The following is a 19426-nucleotide window of genomic DNA, read 5'->3' as shown; positions in this document are numbered from 1 at the left end:
GGCTTTTTTGATGCGCATTCATGTTTTGCAACATACACCAAACGAAGGACCAGGGAGTATTGCTCGTTGGTCGCAGGAACACGGTTATGAGATGACCGTTCACCACCCAGCTCATTTTCAAGATGTCTTGCCAAAGGCGGAGGATGTCGATTTCTTAGTTATTTTGGGTGGGCCAATGAGTCCTAATGATGACTTGCCTTGGATTGCTAAAGAACGGTCGTTAATTGCACAATTAATGGCCCAGCATAAGCCGATTTTTGGGGCCTGTTTTGGCGCTCAACAAATTGCCAAGGTTCTTGGGGGAGCGGTTCTCGATGCTCCTTATAAAGAAGTCGGTTGGGCACCGGTTAAGCGAGTTAGTGATCGTATTCCAGGCTTACCAGAGAAAGTGGAAGCGCTTCATTGGCATGAACAGATGTTTACTGTACCTGACCAGTCGGAGCTGTTGTTCAGTACTGATTTAGTCAAAAATCAGGGATTTGTTCTTGGAAATGTTTTAGGATTACAGTTCCACTTTGAACCGGAGGCGGACAACGTCCGAGAAATGGTTGCCAATGATGGCGAGTACGCCAATGATTCTAAAAACGCTTTGCACCAAACAGGTGCTGATATTTTAGCTCACGGTGTTCCAAGCAACAATCAGGGAATCATGTTCTTGCTGTTGGACTATTTAGTTGACCAAACAAATTAAATTTAGGCAAAAATAAAAGGGCTGTCATTGATGACAGTCCTTTTATTGTGCATTGATTTAATTGACTTAGTCTTTAATAACGAGTAGGTGGATCAATTTGTCGTAACCAGTGCTTTCATCAGCATCGCTTACACGTAATGGGCCAGCAATCACTCGGGTAACGCCAGCCAAAACTAGTGTTCCAATAATGACCAAAGCCAGTGTTACCAAAACGGCGATTGCTTGATGACCAAGCAAGTCCCAGTGGCCAGAAATTAAACCAGCGGCACTACCCGGCAAGTTCTTATCAGCGAAGACACCGGTCAGAAGAGCGCCAACGGTACCACCAATTCCGTGAATACCAAAGGCATCCAATGTGTCGTCGTAACCGAAGAAGTTCTTAATTGTTGTTATGCTGACAAAACCAAGGACGCCAGCAATCAAGCCCATCACAATAGCAGCCCATGGTTGAACGTAACCAGCTGCTGGCGTAATTGCGACCAAACCAGCTAAGGCACCCGTTACCAATCCATCGAGTGTGACCTTCTTTTGAATCTGGTAAGCAATCACTCCCCATGAAAGAACAGCTGCTGATGAAGCTACCCATGAATTAAGCAATGCCACAATGGCTTGGTTGTTGGCAGCTAAAGCTGAACCAGAGTTGAATCCAAACCAACCAACCCAAAGTAAGAAGCCACCAACTAAGACAAAGATTGGATTTGTTTGGTGTGGCTTTTGGTCGTTACGTGGGCCGAGAATCAAAGCCAATACCAAACCTGTGACACCAGATGAGATGTGAACAACAGTACCACCAGCGAAGTCAATGGCACCTAACTTAGCTAAGAAACCATTATCCCAAACCATGTGGGCGAGGGGAGCATAAATGAAAATCAACCATAATGTTAGGAAAGTTAACATTGACTTCAACCGCATCCGCCCAACCACTGAACCAGTGATGATGGTAATGGTGATAATTGGGAACATTCCCTGGAAGATGGCAAAGGCACCATCTGGAATGTTCAAACCGCGAGTAGACCCTGAAAGGGAGACGTGGTTCAGTCCCAAGTAATGTAGGTTTCCAATAAAGGAACCAGATCCACCAAAGGATAAGCTATAACCTAACAATGCCCAGACTACTGTGGCTAGACCAATCAGCAATACTGATATACCAACCGTATGCAACAAGTTTTTCTTGTCGCCTAATCCTGCGTAAAACAATCCCAAACCTGGGGTCATGATCCAAACCAAAACGGCTGATGTCAGGACCCAAGCAATACTTCCACTATCCATGTGAATTCCTCCAAGTACTGTTTCCCTGCTATTTATTACAGGTCTTATCATACCGCTTGTTATAACTGTACCAATTTAAATTTGGTAGCTTTCCTGACAAAGATTATATGCCTTGTTAGGCAAAGGGGGGTATATTCGTCAGTAAATATTCGGGAAACGCGATGAATTGCTGACCTGGTGACCGAATACGCCAGGGTTTTTATCAATAAGGAGAACTCATGTTTGACACTGCTGATGATTTTATTCGACGTGATCCTGCTTTACAGCACCGCTACCAGGTTTTGCTTTTCCATACTGGTTATAAGGCGGTCAGGGCTTATCGCAAAAGCCATTATCTCTGGACGCATGGCCACCCATTTTTGGCTCAGCTACTTGCGACCCATAGTAAGAGAAAAACCGGGATTGATATTCATCCCGGCGCAACAATTGGTAAAAACTTGGTGATTGACCACGGTGTCAACGTTGTGATTGGTGAAGAAACTGTGATTGGTGACGACGTGACAATTTACCAGGGCGTCACCTTAGGCGCTCGTTGCGCTGTTAAGGATGGCGTACGGCGTCATCCAACCATTGGCGACCGAGTCTTAATCGGTGCTGGTGCCAAGGTGATTGGGAACATCCATATTGGTCAAGATAGTAAAGTCGGTGCCAATGCCGTTGTTTTGCAAGACATTCTTGCTGGTCAAACGGTTGTCGGCATTCCTGCCCGTGTGGTTAATTGATGAAAATCAGCTAAATTTATTTTTTGAAAACCGACTAGTTGCCTAGAGCAGACAATAGGGTTTTCATAAGTACTTGAGCATTTTTGGCAAATTTAGCTGTGTTGAGTATGCTGTTTTTGAATTGATTGAAACTAAATTATGTATAGAAAAAAAGCAAAGTTAACTTTGCTTTTTTTGTTGCTTTCAGATTACTTGATTAGAATCTGATTTAGTTTATATTGATTGCTAAAAAAGTTAATTCCTGTCGAAACAAGCAGTGTTCCTCGTTATTCATTTGAAAACAATCGTAGCTTCTTTTTATTGCGCTACTATCCTGTTTTCTTGCTATAATAGAATAAACTTAATGAAGGAAAAAGTGCATGGCAGACTGGCAGAAAATCGTTGTAAAAGTTGGAACAAGTACCATTGTGGACCTGGATGGGCAAATCAAATACCCGGTTGTGAACCGTTTAGCTCAAACACTATCGACCTTGCAAAAGGATGGTCACCAGGTGCTATTGGTGACCTCAGGTGCCATTGGAGTCGCTTTGAACCAGATGAATTTGCACCAGCGGCCAAAGGAAATTCCAAAGCAACAGGCGCTCGCTGCCATTGGGCAGGGGTATTTAATGTCTTTGTACCACCAAAGCTTTGCCTTCTATCAGCAGCAGGTTGGGCAGGTTCTTTTGACTTATGATGTCTTTGATAACCCAGTCATGCTAGAAAATACTACAAATGCCATTGAGACACTTTTTGACCAGGGTGTGATTCCGATTATTAACGAAAACGATGTGATTGCCGTTGACGAGTTGGATCACCAACACTCGTTTGGTGATAACGACCGCTTAGCCGCATTAGTTGCGAAGCAAATTCAAGCCGATGGCTTAATTATTTTGAGTGATGTTGATGCACTTTATACGGCTAACCCAAATATTGATCAAAATGCCAAGCCGATTCACCGAGTGGAAGCGATTACGGAAACAATTTGGCTTAGTGCAACGGGTTCAACTTCCGGTTTGGGAACTGGTGGCATGAGCACGAAGTTAGCGGCAGCTGATTTAACGATGAAAAATGGTCAAAAAATGGCCTTGGTGAATGGGAATGACCCGGCCAATATCCTTGCTGTGATTGCAGGAGAAGAAATTGGGACACTTTTTGAGGAATAGATGATGACAACAGTTGAAAAAATTGGCCAACAGGCCAAAGAAGCAGCACAAGTTGTTGCGCAATTATCAATACAAGACCGCAACCAAATTTTATTGTCAATGGCTGAAGCCTTGCGGGAACAAAAGTCAGCTATTATGGTGGCAAACCAAACGGATTTAGAAAACGCGACAGCGCTTTCTGGCCCAATGCGCAATCGCCTAACGCTTGATGATGCGACGATTGAAGGCATCGCTACTTCCTTGGCAGCCGTAGCAGACTTGGATGATCCGTTGGCCGGTCCTTACGAAAACTGGGAACACCCATCTGGATTCAAAATCATCAAGAAAACTGTTCCACTTGGAGTGGTAGCGATGGTCTATGAGGCCCGACCAAATGTGACAGTGGACGCCGCTGCTTTGACGTTTAAATCAGGTAACGCCGTGATTTTACGTGGTGGTAAAGAAGCAATCCATTCCAATATTGCCTTGGCGCAGGTGCTCCGTTCCGTACTGACGGACCATCAATTGAATCCTAATATTATTCAATTAATCACCGATACCACACATGATTCCGTTAACGAATTGCTCCATCTTCGTCAATACGTGGACGTCTTAATTCCTCGTGGTTCTGGTAGCTTTATTGACTTTGTGGTGACGAATGCTACCGTACCAGTGATTGAAACTGGGGCAGGCAACACGCACATCTTTGTGGATGAAGATGCCGACCAGGATCAGGCAATCGAAGTGATTGTCAATGCAAAAACGCAAAAGCCCGCTGTCTGCAACGCCGCCGAAAAGCTACTGATTCATGAAAAAATTGCCGCTGAATTCTTGCCGAAGGTGGCTTCGGCCTTGATTGAAGCTGGTGTTGAACTACGCGGCGACGACCAGGCTGTGGCTATTGATGGCCGTCTCTCATTAGCAACACCAATTGATTGGGATACGGAATACAATGACTTAATCATGGCGATTAAGGTTGTGACCGATATCGATGCTGCCATTGATTGGATTAATGCGCATACCACGCATCATTCCGAAACTATCCTTGGAAAAAATTCACAGCATGTCGCTGATTTTATGAACCGAGTGGATGCAGCGGTGGTGTACCAAAATGTTTCAAGCCGCTTTACGGACGGCTTTGAATTTGGCTTTGGTGCCGAAATTGGGATCTCCACGCAAAAGTTGCACGCTCGTGGTCCAATGGGCTTGCCAGCGTTAACGACTATTAAGTACGAAGTTTTTGGCGATGGTCAAACGCGCCATTAAAATCAAACATCCAGACAATTTCTTATTAAATAGTTCAAAAAGTTATCAATCTTTTTGAACTATTTTTGTTTTCTGTTACGATTTTAGAATAAAAAGGTGTAAACTAAAAATATGCAAAAAAATACCTTTCATTTTAATACAAATCGATTGATGGTCATTATTAACGGGGCTTTGGTTGGTGTTTTAACCGGGATTGTGGTGTCCGTTTTTCGAATGAGCATTGAACACTCGCTTTCGTGGTGGCGTGATATGTATACGTACATTAAAAACGGTCACTGGTCAATGCTTGTCCTCGTTGTTCTTATTAATTTAGTAATCGGCGTGATTGTCGCGCTGTTAGTGAAAAAGGAACCCAATATCGCGGGTTCCGGGATTCCACAGGTTGAAGGGCAGTTGATGGATCAACTGCATTTAAATTGTTTTTCGATTCTATGGCGGAAATTTGTTGCCGGTATTTTAGCTATTGGTTCGGGCCTGATGTTGGGACGCGAAGGACCCTCGATTCAACTTGGTGCTGCCGTCGGACAAGGGGTTGCTGAAACCATCAAGGTTGATCATAGTCAAAAAAAGTCATTGATTGCGGCCGGTGCGGCATCTGGTTTGGCTGCTGCCTTTAATGCACCGTTAGCTGGTGTGATGTTTGTTTTGGAAGAAATTTACCATAGTTTCTCACCAGTTATCTGGCTGGGGGCATTGGCTGGTTCTGTGATTGCCGATGCAATTTCCACGATTGTCTTTGGCCAGACACCTGTTTTGGCAGTTGGACAATTACCAATTATTCCAGTCCGCCTCTATGGCCTTCTATTGATCTTGGGACTCGTTCTCGGTTTACTTGGCTTTCTGTATCAAAAAACGCTCTTGGCCAGCCAGAAGATTTATCAATGGACACACCTACCAAAATATCTGAACGGCCTGATTCCACTAATGCTGGTTATTCCGTTAGGTCTTTTTTGGTCAGATGGCCTTGGTGGAGGTAATAATTTAGTCTTAGCGCTTGGTCACCACGTTCCAGGTATCAAAATTTTATTGGCCATGGTGCTAGTTCGCTTTATCTTCTCGATGATTAGTTACGGTTCGGGTCTTCCTGGAGGCATCTTTTTACCAATTTTGACGCTTGGTGCCTTAAATGGTGCCATCATTGGTCAGATTTTTGTTATTTTTGGTTGGCTGTCTGCGTCTTATCTCATTGATTTTGCGGTTATCGGTATGGCTGCTTATTTTGCGGCTATCGGGAAGGCGCCTTTTACTGCCATCATCCTGATTATTGAGATGGTCGGTTCCGTAACCCATGTTTTGCCGTTGGCCTTTGTCAGCTTAGTTGCTTACCTAGTGGTCGACTTGTGCAACGGTGCACCAATCTATGAATCCTTGCTGAACCGTCTTTTGCAAAATCAGGAAGAGGATGGTGACCAGCAGTTGATTACCTTGGAAGTGCCAGTTTTGGCCGGTACAGTTTTAGAGGACCGTGAAATTCGCGATATTGACTGGCTCAGTCAAAGCTTAATTACGATGGTGAAGCGGGGAAATCAAAGCTTACTACCAGCTGGAGACCTGATTTTACGGCCGGGAGATATCATTTATGTTCGGACGGCACAAGCCGAATCCAAAAAGGTTCGCGCATCGCTTCTATTAAAAATGTAAAAATATTGAAAAGGGTTCAATTCAGTGCTTGCTGAGGGGGCCCTTTTGTTATAATATTTTTTAAAATCAGCAAAGAGGAGAGGGGTCATGCGTTATCAAAAAAAACTCGTAACGGGAGGCGCTGGCTTTATTGGCGCTAACTTCGTTCGTTATCTGCTGAAGCACGATCAGAAAGTCGAAATCACGGTTTTAGATAAGTTAACTTACGCCAGAAATTTAGATAATATAGCCGATTTATCAACTGAACGACTGCATGTAGTGGTTGGCGATATTTGTGACGCGCCACTGGTTGATCAGCTGGTTCAGACTGTCGATGTCGTGATGAACTTTGCGGCGGAAAGCCATAATGATAATTCGTTAGCTGACCCAAGGCCATTTTTGGATACAAATATTATTGGTACCTATACGTTGCTGGAAGCAGTTCGTAAATACCGTGTCTTTTACCATCACGTTTCCACTGATGAAGTCTTTGGTGATCTACCGATTGATTCAACGGCGACTTTTCAAGAAGAGTCTCGTTATCAACCTTCGTCACCATATTCGGCAACCAAGGCAGGCTCTGACCACCTGGTTCGAGCTTGGATCCGGTCTTTTGGTATTCAAGCCACGATTTCAAACTCGTCGAATAATTATGGCCCTTATCAATATGTCGAAAAGCTAATTCCACGGACAATTGCTACTGTCATGAGTGATGAAAAGCCCCAAGTATTTGGTTCGGGGAAGCAGGTGCGTGATTGGTTGCACGTGACGGATCACGTTCGAGGCCTGTTAGCTGTCTTGGAAAGAGGGAAAAGTGGTCAAACATACCTTTTTTCGGCTAATTGTCAGTTGAGTAATTTAGCAGTTGTGCAAAAAATCATGGATCAGCTTGGCCAAGATCCGTCGAATATTTCGCATGTTGCTGACCGTCCAGGTCATGATCAACGTTATGCCTTGGATGCTAGCCGGACGATGGCAGCCCTTGACTGGCACCCGGTCTTCACTGATTTTGATGCCGGTTTAGAAGAAACGATTGCCTGGTACCAGACTCATCAGAATTGGTGGCAAAAAGCGCACTCGATTGTCGAAGTTAAGTACCTTCAGGAAGGACGTCGGTGAAAAATGGCTGAAAAATTTTTTATTCGTGAGGCTACGCTGCTTGACTTGGCTGCCCTTCATACGCTCAATACAAATGAGTTGGGTTATGATTACCCAATTTAGAAGGCGAAAAATCAGTTATTGCAAGTGCTTGAAGATCAACGTCATCATCTACTAGCCGTTGCCGAAAACCCACAGCACAAGGTTTTAGGTTATCTTCATGCCGAAGTTTACCAGGAAATTTATGTTGATTCCGCTTTGAATATTTTGGCATTAGCGGTCAACCAGTCAGTACAGGGGCAAGGAATTGGCTCGGCTTTAATTAAGTGGTTAGAGGAGGCGGGCAAAAGCCGAAATATTCACACTATTCGCCTTAATTCTGGTGCCAATCGTCAAGATGCCCATGCCTTTTATCGACATCTTGGCTTTGAAGAAGTGAAAACGCAAAAGAAATTTGTCTTAGTGAGTGATTGACGGTCTATTCCGTAAAGCAAGACGGAATGTTCGATTGGTAAACGCCTTCCAAAATTGGTATAGGTGTTTTTTAATCAATATTATTCTAATTAAAGTATATAATCGCTGATTTAATAGTGTTTTTTATTAGAAAAAATTATTTTATCCTTTAAAACTTACAAAAATTGTTATAAGTATGCTACAATAATATTAGTCATACTTATTAGTTTAAGAATACTTTTATTCACTCTAATGGCGTCGTACTTTCATACATATCTGAATATTAATTTTGACAGTTAATTGTGCCAGTATTCCAATTAGCTAAAAACCTACATGTTAATCGCAAACGATTAGCCGAAAATGTTCGCTTTTTATCTATGAAGAGACACGATTTCAAAATTCGGGGACTTACACCACTTTATTGTCGGCGCCGAACTTTGAGTAGTATGCAACTGCCAACACGGTCACGCAAGAGAAGACGTGCCGTGGCCAGGAGACCATCTCTGGTGTGATACCTTCTCATGAACCATTGAAAGGAATACTCATGCAAGCATTCCAAAAAGGAGTTCAAGCAACACTCAAGGCTCTTGGGACAAAACCGGACCAAGGGCTTTCGGAAAATCAGGTCGAGAAAAGCCGGCAAGAACACGGGAAAAACGTTTTCGTTGCTGAAAAAAAAGACATCATTAGCTAAGAAAATTTTGCTTAGTTTAAAGGATGTGGCAACTATCATTTTGCTGATTGCGGCCGGGATTTCCTTTGTCGCCACTTATTTGGAAGGAAGTAATAATTACTTCGAAAGTCTGTTGGTGATTGGGATTGTGGTCATCAACTCAGCATTGTCCATTTTCCAAGAAGGAAAGGCGGAGAGCTCTTTAGCCGCCTTGAAGGATTTGAATAAGAGCCAGGTTAAGGTTCTGCGTGACGGTCAGCCGGAATTAATTGATTCGGATGACGTTGTTGTCGGCGATATTTTGCTCTTAGAAAACGGACGATCCATCGCCGCTGATGCGCGTTTAATTGAAGCTGTTGAATTGCAGACAGAAGAGTCTGCATTAACTGGTGAAAGTTTACCCGTTGAAAAAGATGCGGATGCTACTTTTGAGGGAGACAAGGACGTTGACCTTGGTGAACGAGTAACGATGGTTTACCGTGGTACGACTGTTGTTAATGGTCATGGCCTTGCCATTGTCACGGCCGTCGGAATGGCAACCGAAATGGGTAAGATTGCCAGCCTGTTGAACAACGAAAACAGCACGCCATTGACACCATTGCAACGTCGTTTGGCTCAATTAGGTCGTAATATTTCTTATTTGGCCATTATCTCGGCTATTGTCGTTTTGACGCTGGGAATTGCGCAAGGAATGGATTTGAAGCACATCTTCTTAACAGCCATCTCCTTAGCCGTTGCCATTGTGCCAGAAACGCTGCCAGTGATCGTGACCATGACTCTAGCTCTTGGCGTTCAGCGAATTGCTAAGAAGCACGCTATTATTCGTCGATTACCGGCGGTTGAAACGCTGGGAACAACGAATGTCATCGCGTCGGATAAGACTGGAACGTTGACGCAAAACAAGATGACGGTTCGTCAGGTTTGGCAAGCGGGTCAAAATCAGTTATCAGCTACAGCAGATGGTATTACACCTGAGGCCGAGGAAGTTTTGTCACTGGCCGCAATGTCAACGAACGTTGCCGTAGCGGAGGATGAAGACGGTGAAACACGTTTCGATGGTTTGCCAACGGAAGTTGCTTTGGTACGGGCCATTGATTCAATTAAGAGTCGAGACGACTTATTGACTGAATATCCCGTAGTTGATCAGGTACCATTTAATTCAACGAAAAAGCGAATGACAACTGTTCATCAGCGACCAGATGGTGGTTACATTGCCATCACTAAGGGAGCCTTTGATGTTTTGGCTCCAATGTTGGCAAATGGTGATGTGGCCGAAGCCGAAAAGATTAACCAAAAGTTCGGTCGTCAGGCACTGCGTGTGTTGACCATTACAAAGCATGTCTTTAATCAGTTGCCCGAAGAACCAACTCAGGAATTTTATGAAAGTAACTTAGAACTGGTCGGTTTGGTTGGTATTATTGATCCACCACGTCCTGAAACGGCAGCGGCTGTTGCCCAGGCAAGACAAGCCGGGGTTAAGACGGTGATGATTACCGGTGACCACGTTGAAACGGCGAGTGCCATTGCTCGTGAAATCGGGATTTTACAACCCGGCGACAAAACTTTAACTGGTGCCGAATTGGCTCAATTATCCGATGCTGAATTGGATAAGAATGTTAAGGATTATAGTGTTTATGCTCGTGTAACACCAACGGACAAAATCAGAATTATCAAGTCATGGCAGCGACAAGATGCAACGATTGCCATGACGGGTGATGGTGTCAATGATGCACCAGCTCTGAAGGCAGCCAATGTTGGTATTTCCATGGGTCAAACTGGAACTGATGTTGCCCGTGGTGCTTCGGACATTGTGCTGACGGATGACAATTTCGCAACGATTATTAGTGCCATCGAAGAAGGACGAGGGGTTTATGTTAAGGTTCGTAAGACCATTAATTTCCTTCTGTCTGCTAACATTTCGGAATTAATCGCCATCTTGATTGCCATGATTTTGGGCTGGGGTTCACCATTACTCCCAATCCATTTGCTCTTTATCAACCTTGTAGCCGATGGTTTGCCAGGATTCGCTTTGAGTCGTGAACCGATGTTAACAAACGTGATGGATAAGGCACCAATGCCGAAAAATGCATCATTGTTTAGCCAGGGACTTGGCCGACAGATTGCATTAAACGCATCGCTCTTTGCCTTGGTGACCTTAGGTGCCATTTGGTTTGGTCAAAATGTGACCATGGGTGGTATCGCCACTTCAGAAGAAGTTGGTCAGACAATGGCCTTCGTGGTCTTGTCATTAACGTCGATTATTCACGTTTTCAATATCCGTTCTGAAAAGTCGCTCTTTTCAATTCGCTATGGTGCCAACCCATCATTGGTGAACATGGCTATCTTGGCAACATTGATTACCATTGCCGTTTCGGTGATTCCGGGTGTTCAAGGACTCTTCGGCTTGGTTAGCTTATCAGCTAGCCATTGGTTGATGATTGTTCTCTTAACTGTTGTGCCGACAATTATCTTAGAAATCTTGAAAAAAATCAGTCCCAAGCTCTTTCAGGTTTAATGACTAACAACTTACTCGAAAGGTAAATGAGTATGCAAGCGAAATCGAGACCCGAACGCCGAAAAAGAGGCTTCTCCATTAGCAGTATTTTCATTATTTTAGGTAGTTTTCTTGGTATTGACCAAGTTGAAAAGATTTATCCCGCTATTCAGGATAATCTATTGCTGAACTTTATCATCTTTGTCTCGATTTATTCAGGACTAAGTCTGGTCGTATGGGTGTTTCGTAAAGCAAAGCAGCACATAAGCTATTAATAGTGAAAAAGAAGGCCCGTTGCTCAAGCAACGGGCCTTTTCTGTCTAAGGGATTTGACTTTTTATATTGCAATGAATGGAAGAACTCTTAATGGTTTTTCCAAATGGAGGCTAAAACGGATCCCGAGATATTGTGCCAGACAGAAAAAATAACTGCTGAAATGGCGGAAGCAGGTTCGAAAAATGAAATTGCTAATGTGGACGCAAGGGCTGAATCTTGCATACCAACTTCAAACGTAATGGCCTTCTGTTGGGCAGTGTCCATTTTTAATAGTTTGGCAAACAGAAAACCAAATAGATAGCCCAATAAATTATGCAACATAACAATTGGAATTAAAGCAAGTGTACTAACGGCAAGAATCGTTTTTGAATTAGCAGACAATACGGCCAGAATAATCAAAACAATCATTACTTGCGAAACTAATGGCATCACGTTGATGATTTTTTGGACATGCTTTTGAAAGACCATATGAACGGTCAATCCCAAAGCGACTGGAATAACCACAATTTCAAATGCTGATAAAAACATTGACTGGAAGGGCACATCAACCCATTTTCCTGCTAACATTTTGAGCAGCAATGGCAACATAAACGGTGCCAATAATGTTGAAAGCAAGCCAATTGACACGTCCAATGCAACGTCGCCACCGGCTAAAAATGACATGACGTTGGATGCGGTTCCGGATGGGGCAGAACCAACTAAAATAACGCCAACAGCTGCAGCACCAGTTAAACCAAATAAGTGTACTAACAAGAATGCCAAGAAGGGCATAATAACGTAGTGCGCAACAGTCCCCATTAATGCTTGAACAGGCTTTTGGGCTACCCGCTTAAAATCAGCTGGTGTTAATGTAATGCCCATGCCAAACAAAACAATCATTAATAAGATTGAGACGGCGGAAAGGTTGCCCACTTTGGTTGTGGCAATCAGTGTTCCGGGTTTAGGTAAAAAGAGAGCAATTAAGACGATTAGCAGGACAAAGAGAGTAAAAAATTTATTAATTATATCTGATAATTGTTTGGCTTTTTGCATATTTTTTCTTTCCTTTTTTGTTAATAGACTCCTAAAACAAGTTTGGCATAGTCACTCATCATGTTTTTATTCCACGCTGGATTCCAAACGAGTTCGACGACGACTTTTTCGACCTCAACAAGATTCATTAAGGCACGTTCAATCATGGTTTCTAAAACCTCTGTTAAGGGACAGCCCATTGTGGTTAGTGTTAATTGAACGGTTACGCAATGATGATCATCCATCGATAATCCGTAAACTAAACCGAGATTGATGATGTCACATTTCAACTCAGGATCAATTACTTCTGAAAGCGCCTGGACCATTCTGTTTTTAAGGTCTTCTGTTTCAGTTTCCATGAAGGACACCTCGTTTCTTTAACCGAAAAGTTCATCAGCTCCCTTTAAGACAGCACCGGTATTTGCTGAAGTCACAAGACTTTGGTAGCGAGCAATCCAACCATGCTTGATTTTAGGCTTAAAAGGTTTTAATTGTGTTTTTCGCTCTGCTAATTTTGCATCGCTAACATGTAGGTGGATTGACCGGTCAACCAAATCAATCGTAATTTGATCGCCATCATGAATTAAAGCGATTGGCCCTTGATCAGCTGCCTCGGGACTGATATGTCCAACTGAGATACCGCGAGTTGCTCCGGAAAAACGCCCATCAGTAATCAAGGCAACTTCTTTTCCGAGTCCCATCCCAGTTAAAGCGGATGTTGGACCAAGCATTTCGGGCATGCCTGGTCCTCCCTTTGGTCCTTCATAACGGATAACCACTACGTGACCGGCATGAATTTGACCAGCATCAATGGCCTTGACAGCGTCGCCTTCTGAGTCGAACACAATGGCTTCTCCCGTAAACTGTTTGACACTGGCATCGACCCCACCAGCTTTAATGGCTGCGCCATCCGGTGCAAGGTTACCGTAGAGGATGGAGATGCCACCTTCTTTGGAATAAGGATTTACATCAAAGCGCCTGATAATTTCGTCATTTAAAATTTCGTGGTTAGCCACGTTTTCTCGAATGGTTTTCCCAGTCACGGTCATGCGATCAGGATGTAAAATATTACCCATGCGGACAAGTTCGTTCATGATTGCTGGGATACCACCCGCTTGATGAACATCTTCCATCGACCAGTTGGATGATGGCGCAATTTTGGCTAGATAAGGGACTTTTTTAGTAATTTTATTGATATCTTCTTGGTTATAGTCAATTCCTGCTTCATGAGCAATTGCTAAAACATGAAGAACAGTATTTGTTGAACCACCCATGGCCATATCAAGCGCGATGGCATCGTCAAGCGCTTCTTTGGTAATCAAATCTTTTGGCTTCACGTTTTCTTTGACTAAGCGCATTAGTTGCTTAGCACCTTCGCGAATCAGGTCACGTCGTTCCGTTGAGGTTGCCAATGCTGTTCCGTTATAGGGCAGGGTAACCCCAAGCATTTCCATTAAGGTGTTCATTGAATTAGCTGTGAACATCCCCGCACAAGAACCACACGTTGGACAAACGTTTTGTTCCATTTGCAAGAATTCGTCTTTGGTCATCAATCCTGATTTAAATGAGCCAACTGCTTCAAACATTGTTGAAAGGGTAGCAGCGTTACCCTTGGCATCCAATCCGGCTTTCATTGGGCCGCCCGAAACGAAAATCGAAGGGACGTTGCACCGTAGGGAAGCCATCAACATGCCGGGTGTGATTTTGTCACAGTTTGGCAAGAAAAAAACGCCATCAAACCAGTGAGCAGTAATCACTGTTTCAGCGGAATCAGCAATTAATTCCCGTGATGGTAGGGAATAGCGCATCCCGGAATGGCCCATCGCGATGCCGTCGTCAACACCGATTGTATTAAATTCAAAAGGAATACCGCCCGCTTCACGAATTGCTTCTTTCGCAATATCGGCTAATTCCCGTAGATGGGTATGACCTGGGACAATTTCGACGTATGAATTGCAAATGGCAATAAAGGGCTTCTTCATATCCTCGGGATTTTGAACTTGTCCCGTCGCATAAAGTAGAGAACGAGCAGGGGCCTGATGGACCCCTAATTTAATATGATCAGAACGCTGTTTCAAATCATCGCTTGTAACTGTAAAAGAAAATTCATCTTTCATGTTTTGCTCCTTTTGTTCTTGAATTTAATCAAATTCTAATCGAATCGAATGGCGAAACAAGAAAATATTCTAATTTTATATAAAGAAAATAACTATTTTATAGGCTTACGGGTGAAATTAGTAGCAAAAGTTGAAAATTAGACTGTTTCGAATTAAGATTAAAATTATAAAATGATTAGAAAATGGATATATAAAATGGAATATCGGAATGAATTAATTTTGAATACTGTGATTGTCGTCAAGCTACCTATTATTTTTTAATAATTAGTAGTTTATTTTTCGTTGATTGCCTACTAATTAAAAATTGAGTAGGCAGTTAGAGGTGGTTTCAAAAAAGCAGCTAACTGATGTTAGCTGCTTTTTTCATTTCATAGTGGGGAGAATTATGATCAATACTGAAAAGTTTATTGAACGGCGAAAAATGCTGAAGCTTTCTCAAAGTGACCTTTGCAAAGACATCTGTACACAATCGACCTTATCCAAGTTTGAAAATCAGCAGAGTGTGCCAACGTTTGAAATTATGGTTCAGTTATGTGAACGTCTCGGTTTGACCTTAGATGATGTCTTCCCGGTTAGCCGGACACATTCGGTCAATCAAAATGAACAATACCTCAAGCGACTGCAACATGTACTCTTTCATCAAGATGGCCAATTGTCGGCAACATTGTTAGCCGAAGCTGATTTAAATCAATTTAGTCATGATGAACAAAATGACTATTGGCTACTAACTTATTTTCATTTAGTGATTCTAAAGCGAGACTTTGCACAGGCACATGCCATCCAGAAAAAGTTAGCCAATCGTCAATTAGGGGCCATACAAGCGGCATTCTTTCAGGCAACTACCATGTTTTACTACCATCTCAAAGAAGATGGGCGTCGCGCGAATAGCATTTTTAGCAAGTTATCGCAGCAACAGAATCAGACTGATTTTTCCCAACAAGTTGGCTTACAAATGGGTATCTTCTATTTGTTAGCGGAGTTTCAATTACAAAATCAGAATTTTTCAGTTGCCGCTCAAATGGCAGCTGATGGCATAGACGTCGCCAAAATCAATAGTACCACCCTGTTTCTGGAAAACTTTTATTGGCAACTTGCCCAGGTGGGGAAGCAGTATCATTACCAGCAGATTATTATGGATGAATTGATTGAGAGTGCTCGAATTATTGCCAAGATTCATAATAACCAGTTAATTTTGTTATCCATTCGAAATTATCAATCGAGTAAAGCGGAGGTAAGCAATGGCCAATCAAAAAGAAATGCAAAAGAAGATTACAACATCTCTTTCTCAGGTAATTGATCCAGAATTGAAAATTGACATCGTCAATCTTGGATTGATTAATCAGGTAACTGTTCAGGACAATCGCGCAATCGTTGATTTAACACTGACAACATCAGGCTGCCCGTTAACCAAAATTTTAGAAAACGATATTCGCGCTCAATTACTTTTATTGAGTGAAATCCAAGAAGTCGAGGTTGTCTTGACTTGGGAACCAGCATGGCACCGTGGCCGGCTGTCACCCTATGCCCGAATTGCTCTTGGGTTATAAAAGGATATTTGCTTTTTTAGTCAGCCTTTTTTATAATTTTCAATAGAAATTGTTCGCTTTTTGAACGTTTATTATCATAATTCTGTTTCAAAAGTTTCTATTTATATACGAATTCTTGGCTGAATCCTTGCTATTATCAGAATATGGGCTGATTTTTACAGTGTTTATTTTTCTTATAGGAAATTTTTTCTGTTCGCTGGGTTTTAACGGGTAAGATAAAGTCACTCATTTAAGCACAGAGGAGGAAGAAAAAATGGATAAGATTACGGACGCATTGGCAGTATTGAAGAAGGGACAACCAGTCATTGTTGTGGACAACGAAGATCGAGAGAATGAGGGCGATTTGATTGCCCTTGGCGAGAATATTACGCCTGAAACGGTTAACTTCATGGTTACCAATGCTCGCGGGTTGCTGTGTGCACCAATGGCACCGGAATTGACCGAGAAATTTGGTTTACGGCAAATGGTTGATGATAATCATGAAACAAATCAGACCGCCTTTACAATTTCGGTTGATGGTGAACATGTATCAACAGGGGTCACGACTGGTGTTTCTGCTTTCGACCGTGCTCGGACGATTGCCCAATTGAGTAAGGATGATGCGACGGAAAAAGACTTTGTCCACCCAGGTCACACCTTCCCATTGGTGGCAAAGTCCGGAGGTGTCTTGGAGCGTAATGGACATACCGAAGCGGGTGTCGATTTGGCCAAATTAGCTGGAACCGCACCTGTAGCGGCAATCATCGAAATTCTTTTACCAGATGGTCATATGGCTCGTCAGGCTGATTTAGTGCAATTGGCCCAAAAGTGGCAATTACCAATGATTTCGATTGCTGATTTGCAAGTGTACTTACGAGAGCAAGCTTAATTAAAAGCGATTGCTGAATGATTAAAGTAGAGTTGAGAATGTAAAAAGGGGTGGGGGACCATGTCGAAAGATGTCTTTGCGGAGGTTCAACGTTTAGGTGCCATGATTCGTGAATTACGTGAAATTCGTGGCATGTCTGCCAATGATTTAGCCGAAGCAACGGGTTTATCGACGAGTGTGATTTCAAAGTTTGAACGTGGTCAAACAGATATCCATTTGAGTACCGCTATTCAATTATTGCGTTATATGGGCTTAACATTGGCAGACATTGGTGAAGCCAATGTCTTTGATGGTTTTGCCATTATTGATTGGGCTGAAAAAGCTTATCGGTTTGTTGATGATCAACGGGTTTTGAAACGAATCATGGTTCGTTTAGCGCAAAAAGAACATCTGCTTCGTCATGAACAAGTTTTGGAAACGATTATTATGCTGCGACTGGGTCAACCCGTGCGTGCGGATGAAGAATTGTTTAGCTATTTTAGGATATCGAAACGTTTCTAAGTTTTGATGCTTACCTAGTTCTCCTTGCCAGACCTTATTTACCTGCTTGGCTTGTCCAACATATTGGTAAAAAATTAGGCACGTACAGTTCACAACAGATGCCAATTGTACAAATTGCCCAGGAGCAATACCATCAAGTTGTCTCTTAAAAAAAGAATGAAATACTAAAAAAGCTGTAGCGCTGATATGAACGCCGAGATTTGGACAAACAAATTTCGGGGTTCATATTTACTTACAGAAACAGTGTTGCAGCTTTTTAAGTGGATTATGATGATATTATTCTCGTTCGGGAATAGGGACAGTCGTAACTTCATTCCCATGTTCTTGAATCATTTCGAGGAGATTAAGGGTTTTCAGCCAGACCGTTGCCGTGTTTTCATTTGGGTGAATCCCGATTAGTCCGGGTTCTTTTAAAAATTCCTCATCAAGGAAAAAATTGACCTGGCGGTCTTCATCGTTCAGGAGACCAAAGGGAGAAACCGAGCCAGGAATTAAGCCCATTAATCTTAGCAAATCTTCTTCTGAAGCAAACGATAATGGGCGAGTCTGATTTTCCTTGCGGAAGGCCTTCAAGTCAACTCTTTTATCTCCCTTAACGGTAATCAGATAGTAATTTCGTTTCTTATCATCACGGACAAAAAGATTTTTTGCATCGGCGTCAGGGTATGGTAAATCAACATCAACAATGCTATCCATACTAAATAGCGCTTGGTGTTCGGTAATTTCGTGCCAAACATTTTTTTGCTGCAAATACTCAAAGACTTCACTTTTATTCATGCTTTTACCTCGGTTTTTAATATAGGTCACATTATATCATTAGCAAGAGTTGCTTAATCATTGCAATTGTTTGAATAACGGCTAAGAATATTGCATAAAAAGCAACATTGTTTCATTTTTACTCGCTATGTATGCTGAAAACGGCTATAATTTGAGGTATGAACAATGGAGAAAGGAAATTTTTATGAGAATTGATACTTCAGAATATCCTACAGGTGAAAACGCTGTCCCTGAAAAACGTGTTAAACAGCTGAAGCTCCTCAGTAAAGCTGCCACATTCACATGTATTGCGATGTATGTTTCTTATATTCCGCAAATTATTAGCAATTTTTCAGGACATCCAGTCGGTGTTTTACAGCCACTCGTAGCGATGATTAATGCATCGTTCTGGGCTGGCTATGGCTGGACTAAAACGTATAAAGATTGGCCAATTATTATTTCGAACGTCCCGGGAGTTTTGTTTGGCTTGTTCACAGTGATAACGATTTATATCCATTAATATCAATATAAAATAAAGAAGCTCGGTCGTGTTGACCGGGCTTCTCTTTCTTTAACTGAAACTGACTAAAACTGGTAAATAAAGGCCAATCAGTGTATAACGAACAATAAAAGTAGAGAAAATTCTACCTTTTATTTGAAATCTATATTATAATGATTACATCCTGAAAGGATTTGAGGGAGTAAAAAAGAAGCGTCGTCTTACTAATTTTTCCAATATATAGCTTATGTGAAAATCATTATTGGGTTTAGACATTTTTTTAAATAAGACGGTCCTGTTGTTGATCACAGCAGGCTTTTTTATTTTCTGATTCATTGCTTCTTTTTTACTTGACACCGCTTAGTAACTGGGTTATAAATAAGTTAACTCAAATGATATTTTTGAGCGCAAAAAAGGGCTTCGGCCACCGCCATAGATTTT

17 protein-coding genes and 1 pseudogene are annotated in these 19426 nt (G+C 42.3%); 13 read left to right on the top strand and 5 right to left on the bottom strand.

The annotated features are described in order from the left end of the window. Positions 1 to 10 precede the first annotated feature (10 nt). Positions 11 to 691, top strand: a complete 681-nt coding sequence (locus tag FT12353_RS00440) for a type 1 glutamine amidotransferase (RefSeq protein WP_203616923.1) — start codon at positions 11 to 13, stop codon at positions 689 to 691. 66 nt (positions 692 to 757) lie between these two features. On the opposite strand, the gene FT12353_RS00435 is transcribed toward FT12353_RS00440, so the two are convergent. After that, entirely contained in the window at positions 758 to 1960 is a 1203-nt protein-coding gene (locus FT12353_RS00435) for an ammonium transporter (protein ID WP_059393352.1), read from the bottom strand. A 218-nt stretch (positions 1961 to 2178) separates the two neighbouring features. On the opposite strand from FT12353_RS00435, the gene epsC reads away from it, so the two are divergent. The 7 genes and pseudogenes from epsC to FT12353_RS00400 all read left to right on the top strand — a co-directional run bounded on the left by epsC (position 2179) and on the right by FT12353_RS00400 (position 11431). Continuing rightward, positions 2179 to 2682 carry a serine O-acetyltransferase EpsC gene (gene epsC, locus FT12353_RS00430; RefSeq protein WP_059393351.1) on the top strand — a complete coding sequence of 168 codons (504 nt, stop codon included), beginning with the start codon at positions 2179 to 2181 and terminating at the stop codon, positions 2680 to 2682. Between the two features lie 359 nt (positions 2683 to 3041). Beyond that, the gene (proB, locus tag FT12353_RS00425; RefSeq protein WP_203616921.1) at positions 3042 to 3827 is read left to right on the top strand and encodes a glutamate 5-kinase; all 786 of its coding nucleotides are present in this window, start codon (positions 3042 to 3044) and stop codon (positions 3825 to 3827) included. Then, positions 3828 to 5072 carry a glutamate-5-semialdehyde dehydrogenase gene (locus FT12353_RS00420; protein WP_203616919.1) on the top strand — a complete coding sequence of 415 codons (1245 nt, stop codon included), beginning with the start codon at positions 3828 to 3830 and terminating at the stop codon, positions 5070 to 5072. A gap of 111 nt (positions 5073 to 5183) precedes the next feature. Continuing rightward, the gene (locus FT12353_RS00415) at positions 5184 to 6713 is read left to right on the top strand and encodes a ClC family H(+)/Cl(-) exchange transporter (RefSeq protein ID WP_203616917.1); all 1530 of its coding nucleotides are present in this window, start codon (positions 5184 to 5186) and stop codon (positions 6711 to 6713) included. An 87-nt stretch (positions 6714 to 6800) separates the two neighbouring features. Next, a complete protein-coding gene (gene rfbB / locus FT12353_RS00410; protein ID WP_203616915.1) occupies positions 6801 to 7811 on the top strand; it encodes a dTDP-glucose 4,6-dehydratase in 1011 nt (336 codons plus the stop codon). Between the two features lie 126 nt (positions 7812 to 7937). Then, positions 7938 to 8264: a GNAT family N-acetyltransferase gene (locus FT12353_RS00405; RefSeq protein ID WP_239061159.1), complete on the top strand. Its 327-nt coding sequence runs from the start codon at positions 7938 to 7940 to the stop codon at positions 8262 to 8264. 523 nt (positions 8265 to 8787) lie between these two features. Further along, positions 8788 to 11431, top strand: a pseudogene (locus FT12353_RS00400) (cation-translocating P-type ATPase). A 342-nt stretch (positions 11432 to 11773) separates the two neighbouring features. On the opposite strand, the gene FT12353_RS00395 reads toward FT12353_RS00400, so the two are convergent. Genes FT12353_RS00395 through ilvD form a run of 3 tightly spaced genes read right to left on the bottom strand, consistent with a single transcriptional unit; the run spans position 11774 to position 14814 of the window. Then, a complete protein-coding gene (locus tag FT12353_RS00395) occupies positions 11774 to 12718 on the bottom strand; it encodes a bile acid:sodium symporter family protein (RefSeq protein WP_203616913.1) in 945 nt (314 codons plus the stop codon). 20 nt (positions 12719 to 12738) lie between these two features. Continuing rightward, complete coding sequence (locus tag FT12353_RS00390; RefSeq protein WP_059393342.1) at positions 12739 to 13056, bottom strand: metal-sulfur cluster assembly factor; 318 nt, start codon at positions 13054 to 13056, stop codon at positions 12739 to 12741. An 18-nt stretch (positions 13057 to 13074) separates the two neighbouring features. Continuing rightward, positions 13075 to 14814: a dihydroxy-acid dehydratase gene (gene ilvD, locus FT12353_RS00385; protein WP_203616911.1), complete on the bottom strand. Its 1740-nt coding sequence runs from the start codon at positions 14812 to 14814 to the stop codon at positions 13075 to 13077. A gap of 385 nt (positions 14815 to 15199) precedes the next feature. Here ilvD and FT12353_RS00380 point away from each other — a divergent pair, with 385 nt between their 5' ends. The 4 genes from FT12353_RS00380 to FT12353_RS00365 all read left to right on the top strand — a co-directional run bounded on the left by FT12353_RS00380 (position 15200) and on the right by FT12353_RS00365 (position 17730). Beyond that, positions 15200 to 16111: a helix-turn-helix domain-containing protein gene (locus FT12353_RS00380; RefSeq protein WP_203616909.1), complete on the top strand. Its 912-nt coding sequence runs from the start codon at positions 15200 to 15202 to the stop codon at positions 16109 to 16111. Next, positions 16053 to 16361, top strand: coding sequence for a metal-sulfur cluster assembly factor (locus tag FT12353_RS00375; RefSeq protein WP_203616906.1), 309 nt, complete (start codon positions 16053 to 16055; stop codon positions 16359 to 16361). Before FT12353_RS00380 ends, FT12353_RS00375 begins: the two co-directional genes overlap by 59 nt. A 253-nt stretch (positions 16362 to 16614) precedes the next feature. Further along, positions 16615 to 17229, top strand: a complete 615-nt coding sequence (ribB, locus tag FT12353_RS00370) for a 3,4-dihydroxy-2-butanone-4-phosphate synthase (protein WP_203616904.1) — start codon at positions 16615 to 16617, stop codon at positions 17227 to 17229. A gap of 60 nt (positions 17230 to 17289) precedes the next feature. Continuing rightward, entirely contained in the window at positions 17290 to 17730 is a 441-nt protein-coding gene (locus tag FT12353_RS00365; RefSeq protein ID WP_203616900.1) for a helix-turn-helix domain-containing protein, read from the top strand. A 276-nt stretch (positions 17731 to 18006) separates the two neighbouring features. On the opposite strand, the gene FT12353_RS00360 is transcribed toward FT12353_RS00365, so the two are convergent. Beyond that, complete coding sequence (locus FT12353_RS00360; RefSeq protein ID WP_203616897.1) at positions 18007 to 18507, bottom strand: prolyl-tRNA synthetase associated domain-containing protein; 501 nt, start codon at positions 18505 to 18507, stop codon at positions 18007 to 18009. A gap of 184 nt (positions 18508 to 18691) precedes the next feature. Here FT12353_RS00360 and FT12353_RS00355 point away from each other — a divergent pair, with 184 nt between their 5' ends. Continuing rightward, positions 18692 to 19006, top strand: coding sequence for a SemiSWEET family transporter (locus FT12353_RS00355; protein WP_203616894.1), 315 nt, complete (start codon positions 18692 to 18694; stop codon positions 19004 to 19006). The last annotated feature ends 420 nt before the right edge of the window (positions 19007 to 19426 follow it).

Source organism: Fructobacillus tropaeoli, from assembly GCF_016860625.1.
Taxonomy (GTDB): Bacteria; Bacillota; Bacilli; order Lactobacillales; family Lactobacillaceae; genus Fructobacillus; species Fructobacillus tropaeoli.
The sequence above is the reverse complement of the archived record's forward strand: the minus strand, read 5'-3'. Positions and strand labels throughout refer to the sequence as shown.

What these genes read in the sequence shown, in the direction of transcription:
- FT12353_RS00440 (WP_203616923.1), top strand. Translation starts at nt 11, where the DNA reads ATGCGCATTCATGTTTTGCAACATACACCAAACGAAGGACCAGGGAGT.
- FT12353_RS00435 (WP_059393352.1), bottom strand. Translation starts at nt 1,960, where the DNA reads ATGGATAGTGGAAGTATTGCTTGGGTCCTGACATCAGCCGTTTTGGTT.
- epsC (WP_059393351.1), top strand. Translation starts at nt 2,179, where the DNA reads ATGTTTGACACTGCTGATGATTTTATTCGACGTGATCCTGCTTTACAG.
- proB (WP_203616921.1), top strand. Translation starts at nt 3,042, where the DNA reads ATGGCAGACTGGCAGAAAATCGTTGTAAAAGTTGGAACAAGTACCATT.
- FT12353_RS00420 (WP_203616919.1), top strand. Translation starts at nt 3,828, where the DNA reads ATGATGACAACAGTTGAAAAAATTGGCCAACAGGCCAAAGAAGCAGCA.
- FT12353_RS00415 (WP_203616917.1), top strand. Translation starts at nt 5,184, where the DNA reads ATGCAAAAAAATACCTTTCATTTTAATACAAATCGATTGATGGTCATT.
- rfbB (WP_203616915.1), top strand. Translation starts at nt 6,801, where the DNA reads ATGCGTTATCAAAAAAAACTCGTAACGGGAGGCGCTGGCTTTATTGGC.
- FT12353_RS00395 (WP_203616913.1), bottom strand. Translation starts at nt 12,718, where the DNA reads ATGCAAAAAGCCAAACAATTATCAGATATAATTAATAAATTTTTTACT.
- FT12353_RS00390 (WP_059393342.1), bottom strand. Translation starts at nt 13,056, where the DNA reads ATGGAAACTGAAACAGAAGACCTTAAAAACAGAATGGTCCAGGCGCTT.
- ilvD (WP_203616911.1), bottom strand. Translation starts at nt 14,814, where the DNA reads ATGAAAGATGAATTTTCTTTTACAGTTACAAGCGATGATTTGAAACAG.
- FT12353_RS00380 (WP_203616909.1), top strand. Translation starts at nt 15,200, where the DNA reads ATGATCAATACTGAAAAGTTTATTGAACGGCGAAAAATGCTGAAGCTT.
- FT12353_RS00375 (WP_203616906.1), top strand. Translation starts at nt 16,053, where the DNA reads ATGGCCAATCAAAAAGAAATGCAAAAGAAGATTACAACATCTCTTTCT.
- ribB (WP_203616904.1), top strand. Translation starts at nt 16,615, where the DNA reads ATGGATAAGATTACGGACGCATTGGCAGTATTGAAGAAGGGACAACCA.
- FT12353_RS00365 (WP_203616900.1), top strand. Translation starts at nt 17,290, where the DNA reads ATGTCGAAAGATGTCTTTGCGGAGGTTCAACGTTTAGGTGCCATGATT.
- FT12353_RS00360 (WP_203616897.1), bottom strand. Translation starts at nt 18,507, where the DNA reads ATGAATAAAAGTGAAGTCTTTGAGTATTTGCAGCAAAAAAATGTTTGG.
- FT12353_RS00355 (WP_203616894.1), top strand. Translation starts at nt 18,692, where the DNA reads ATGAGAATTGATACTTCAGAATATCCTACAGGTGAAAACGCTGTCCCT.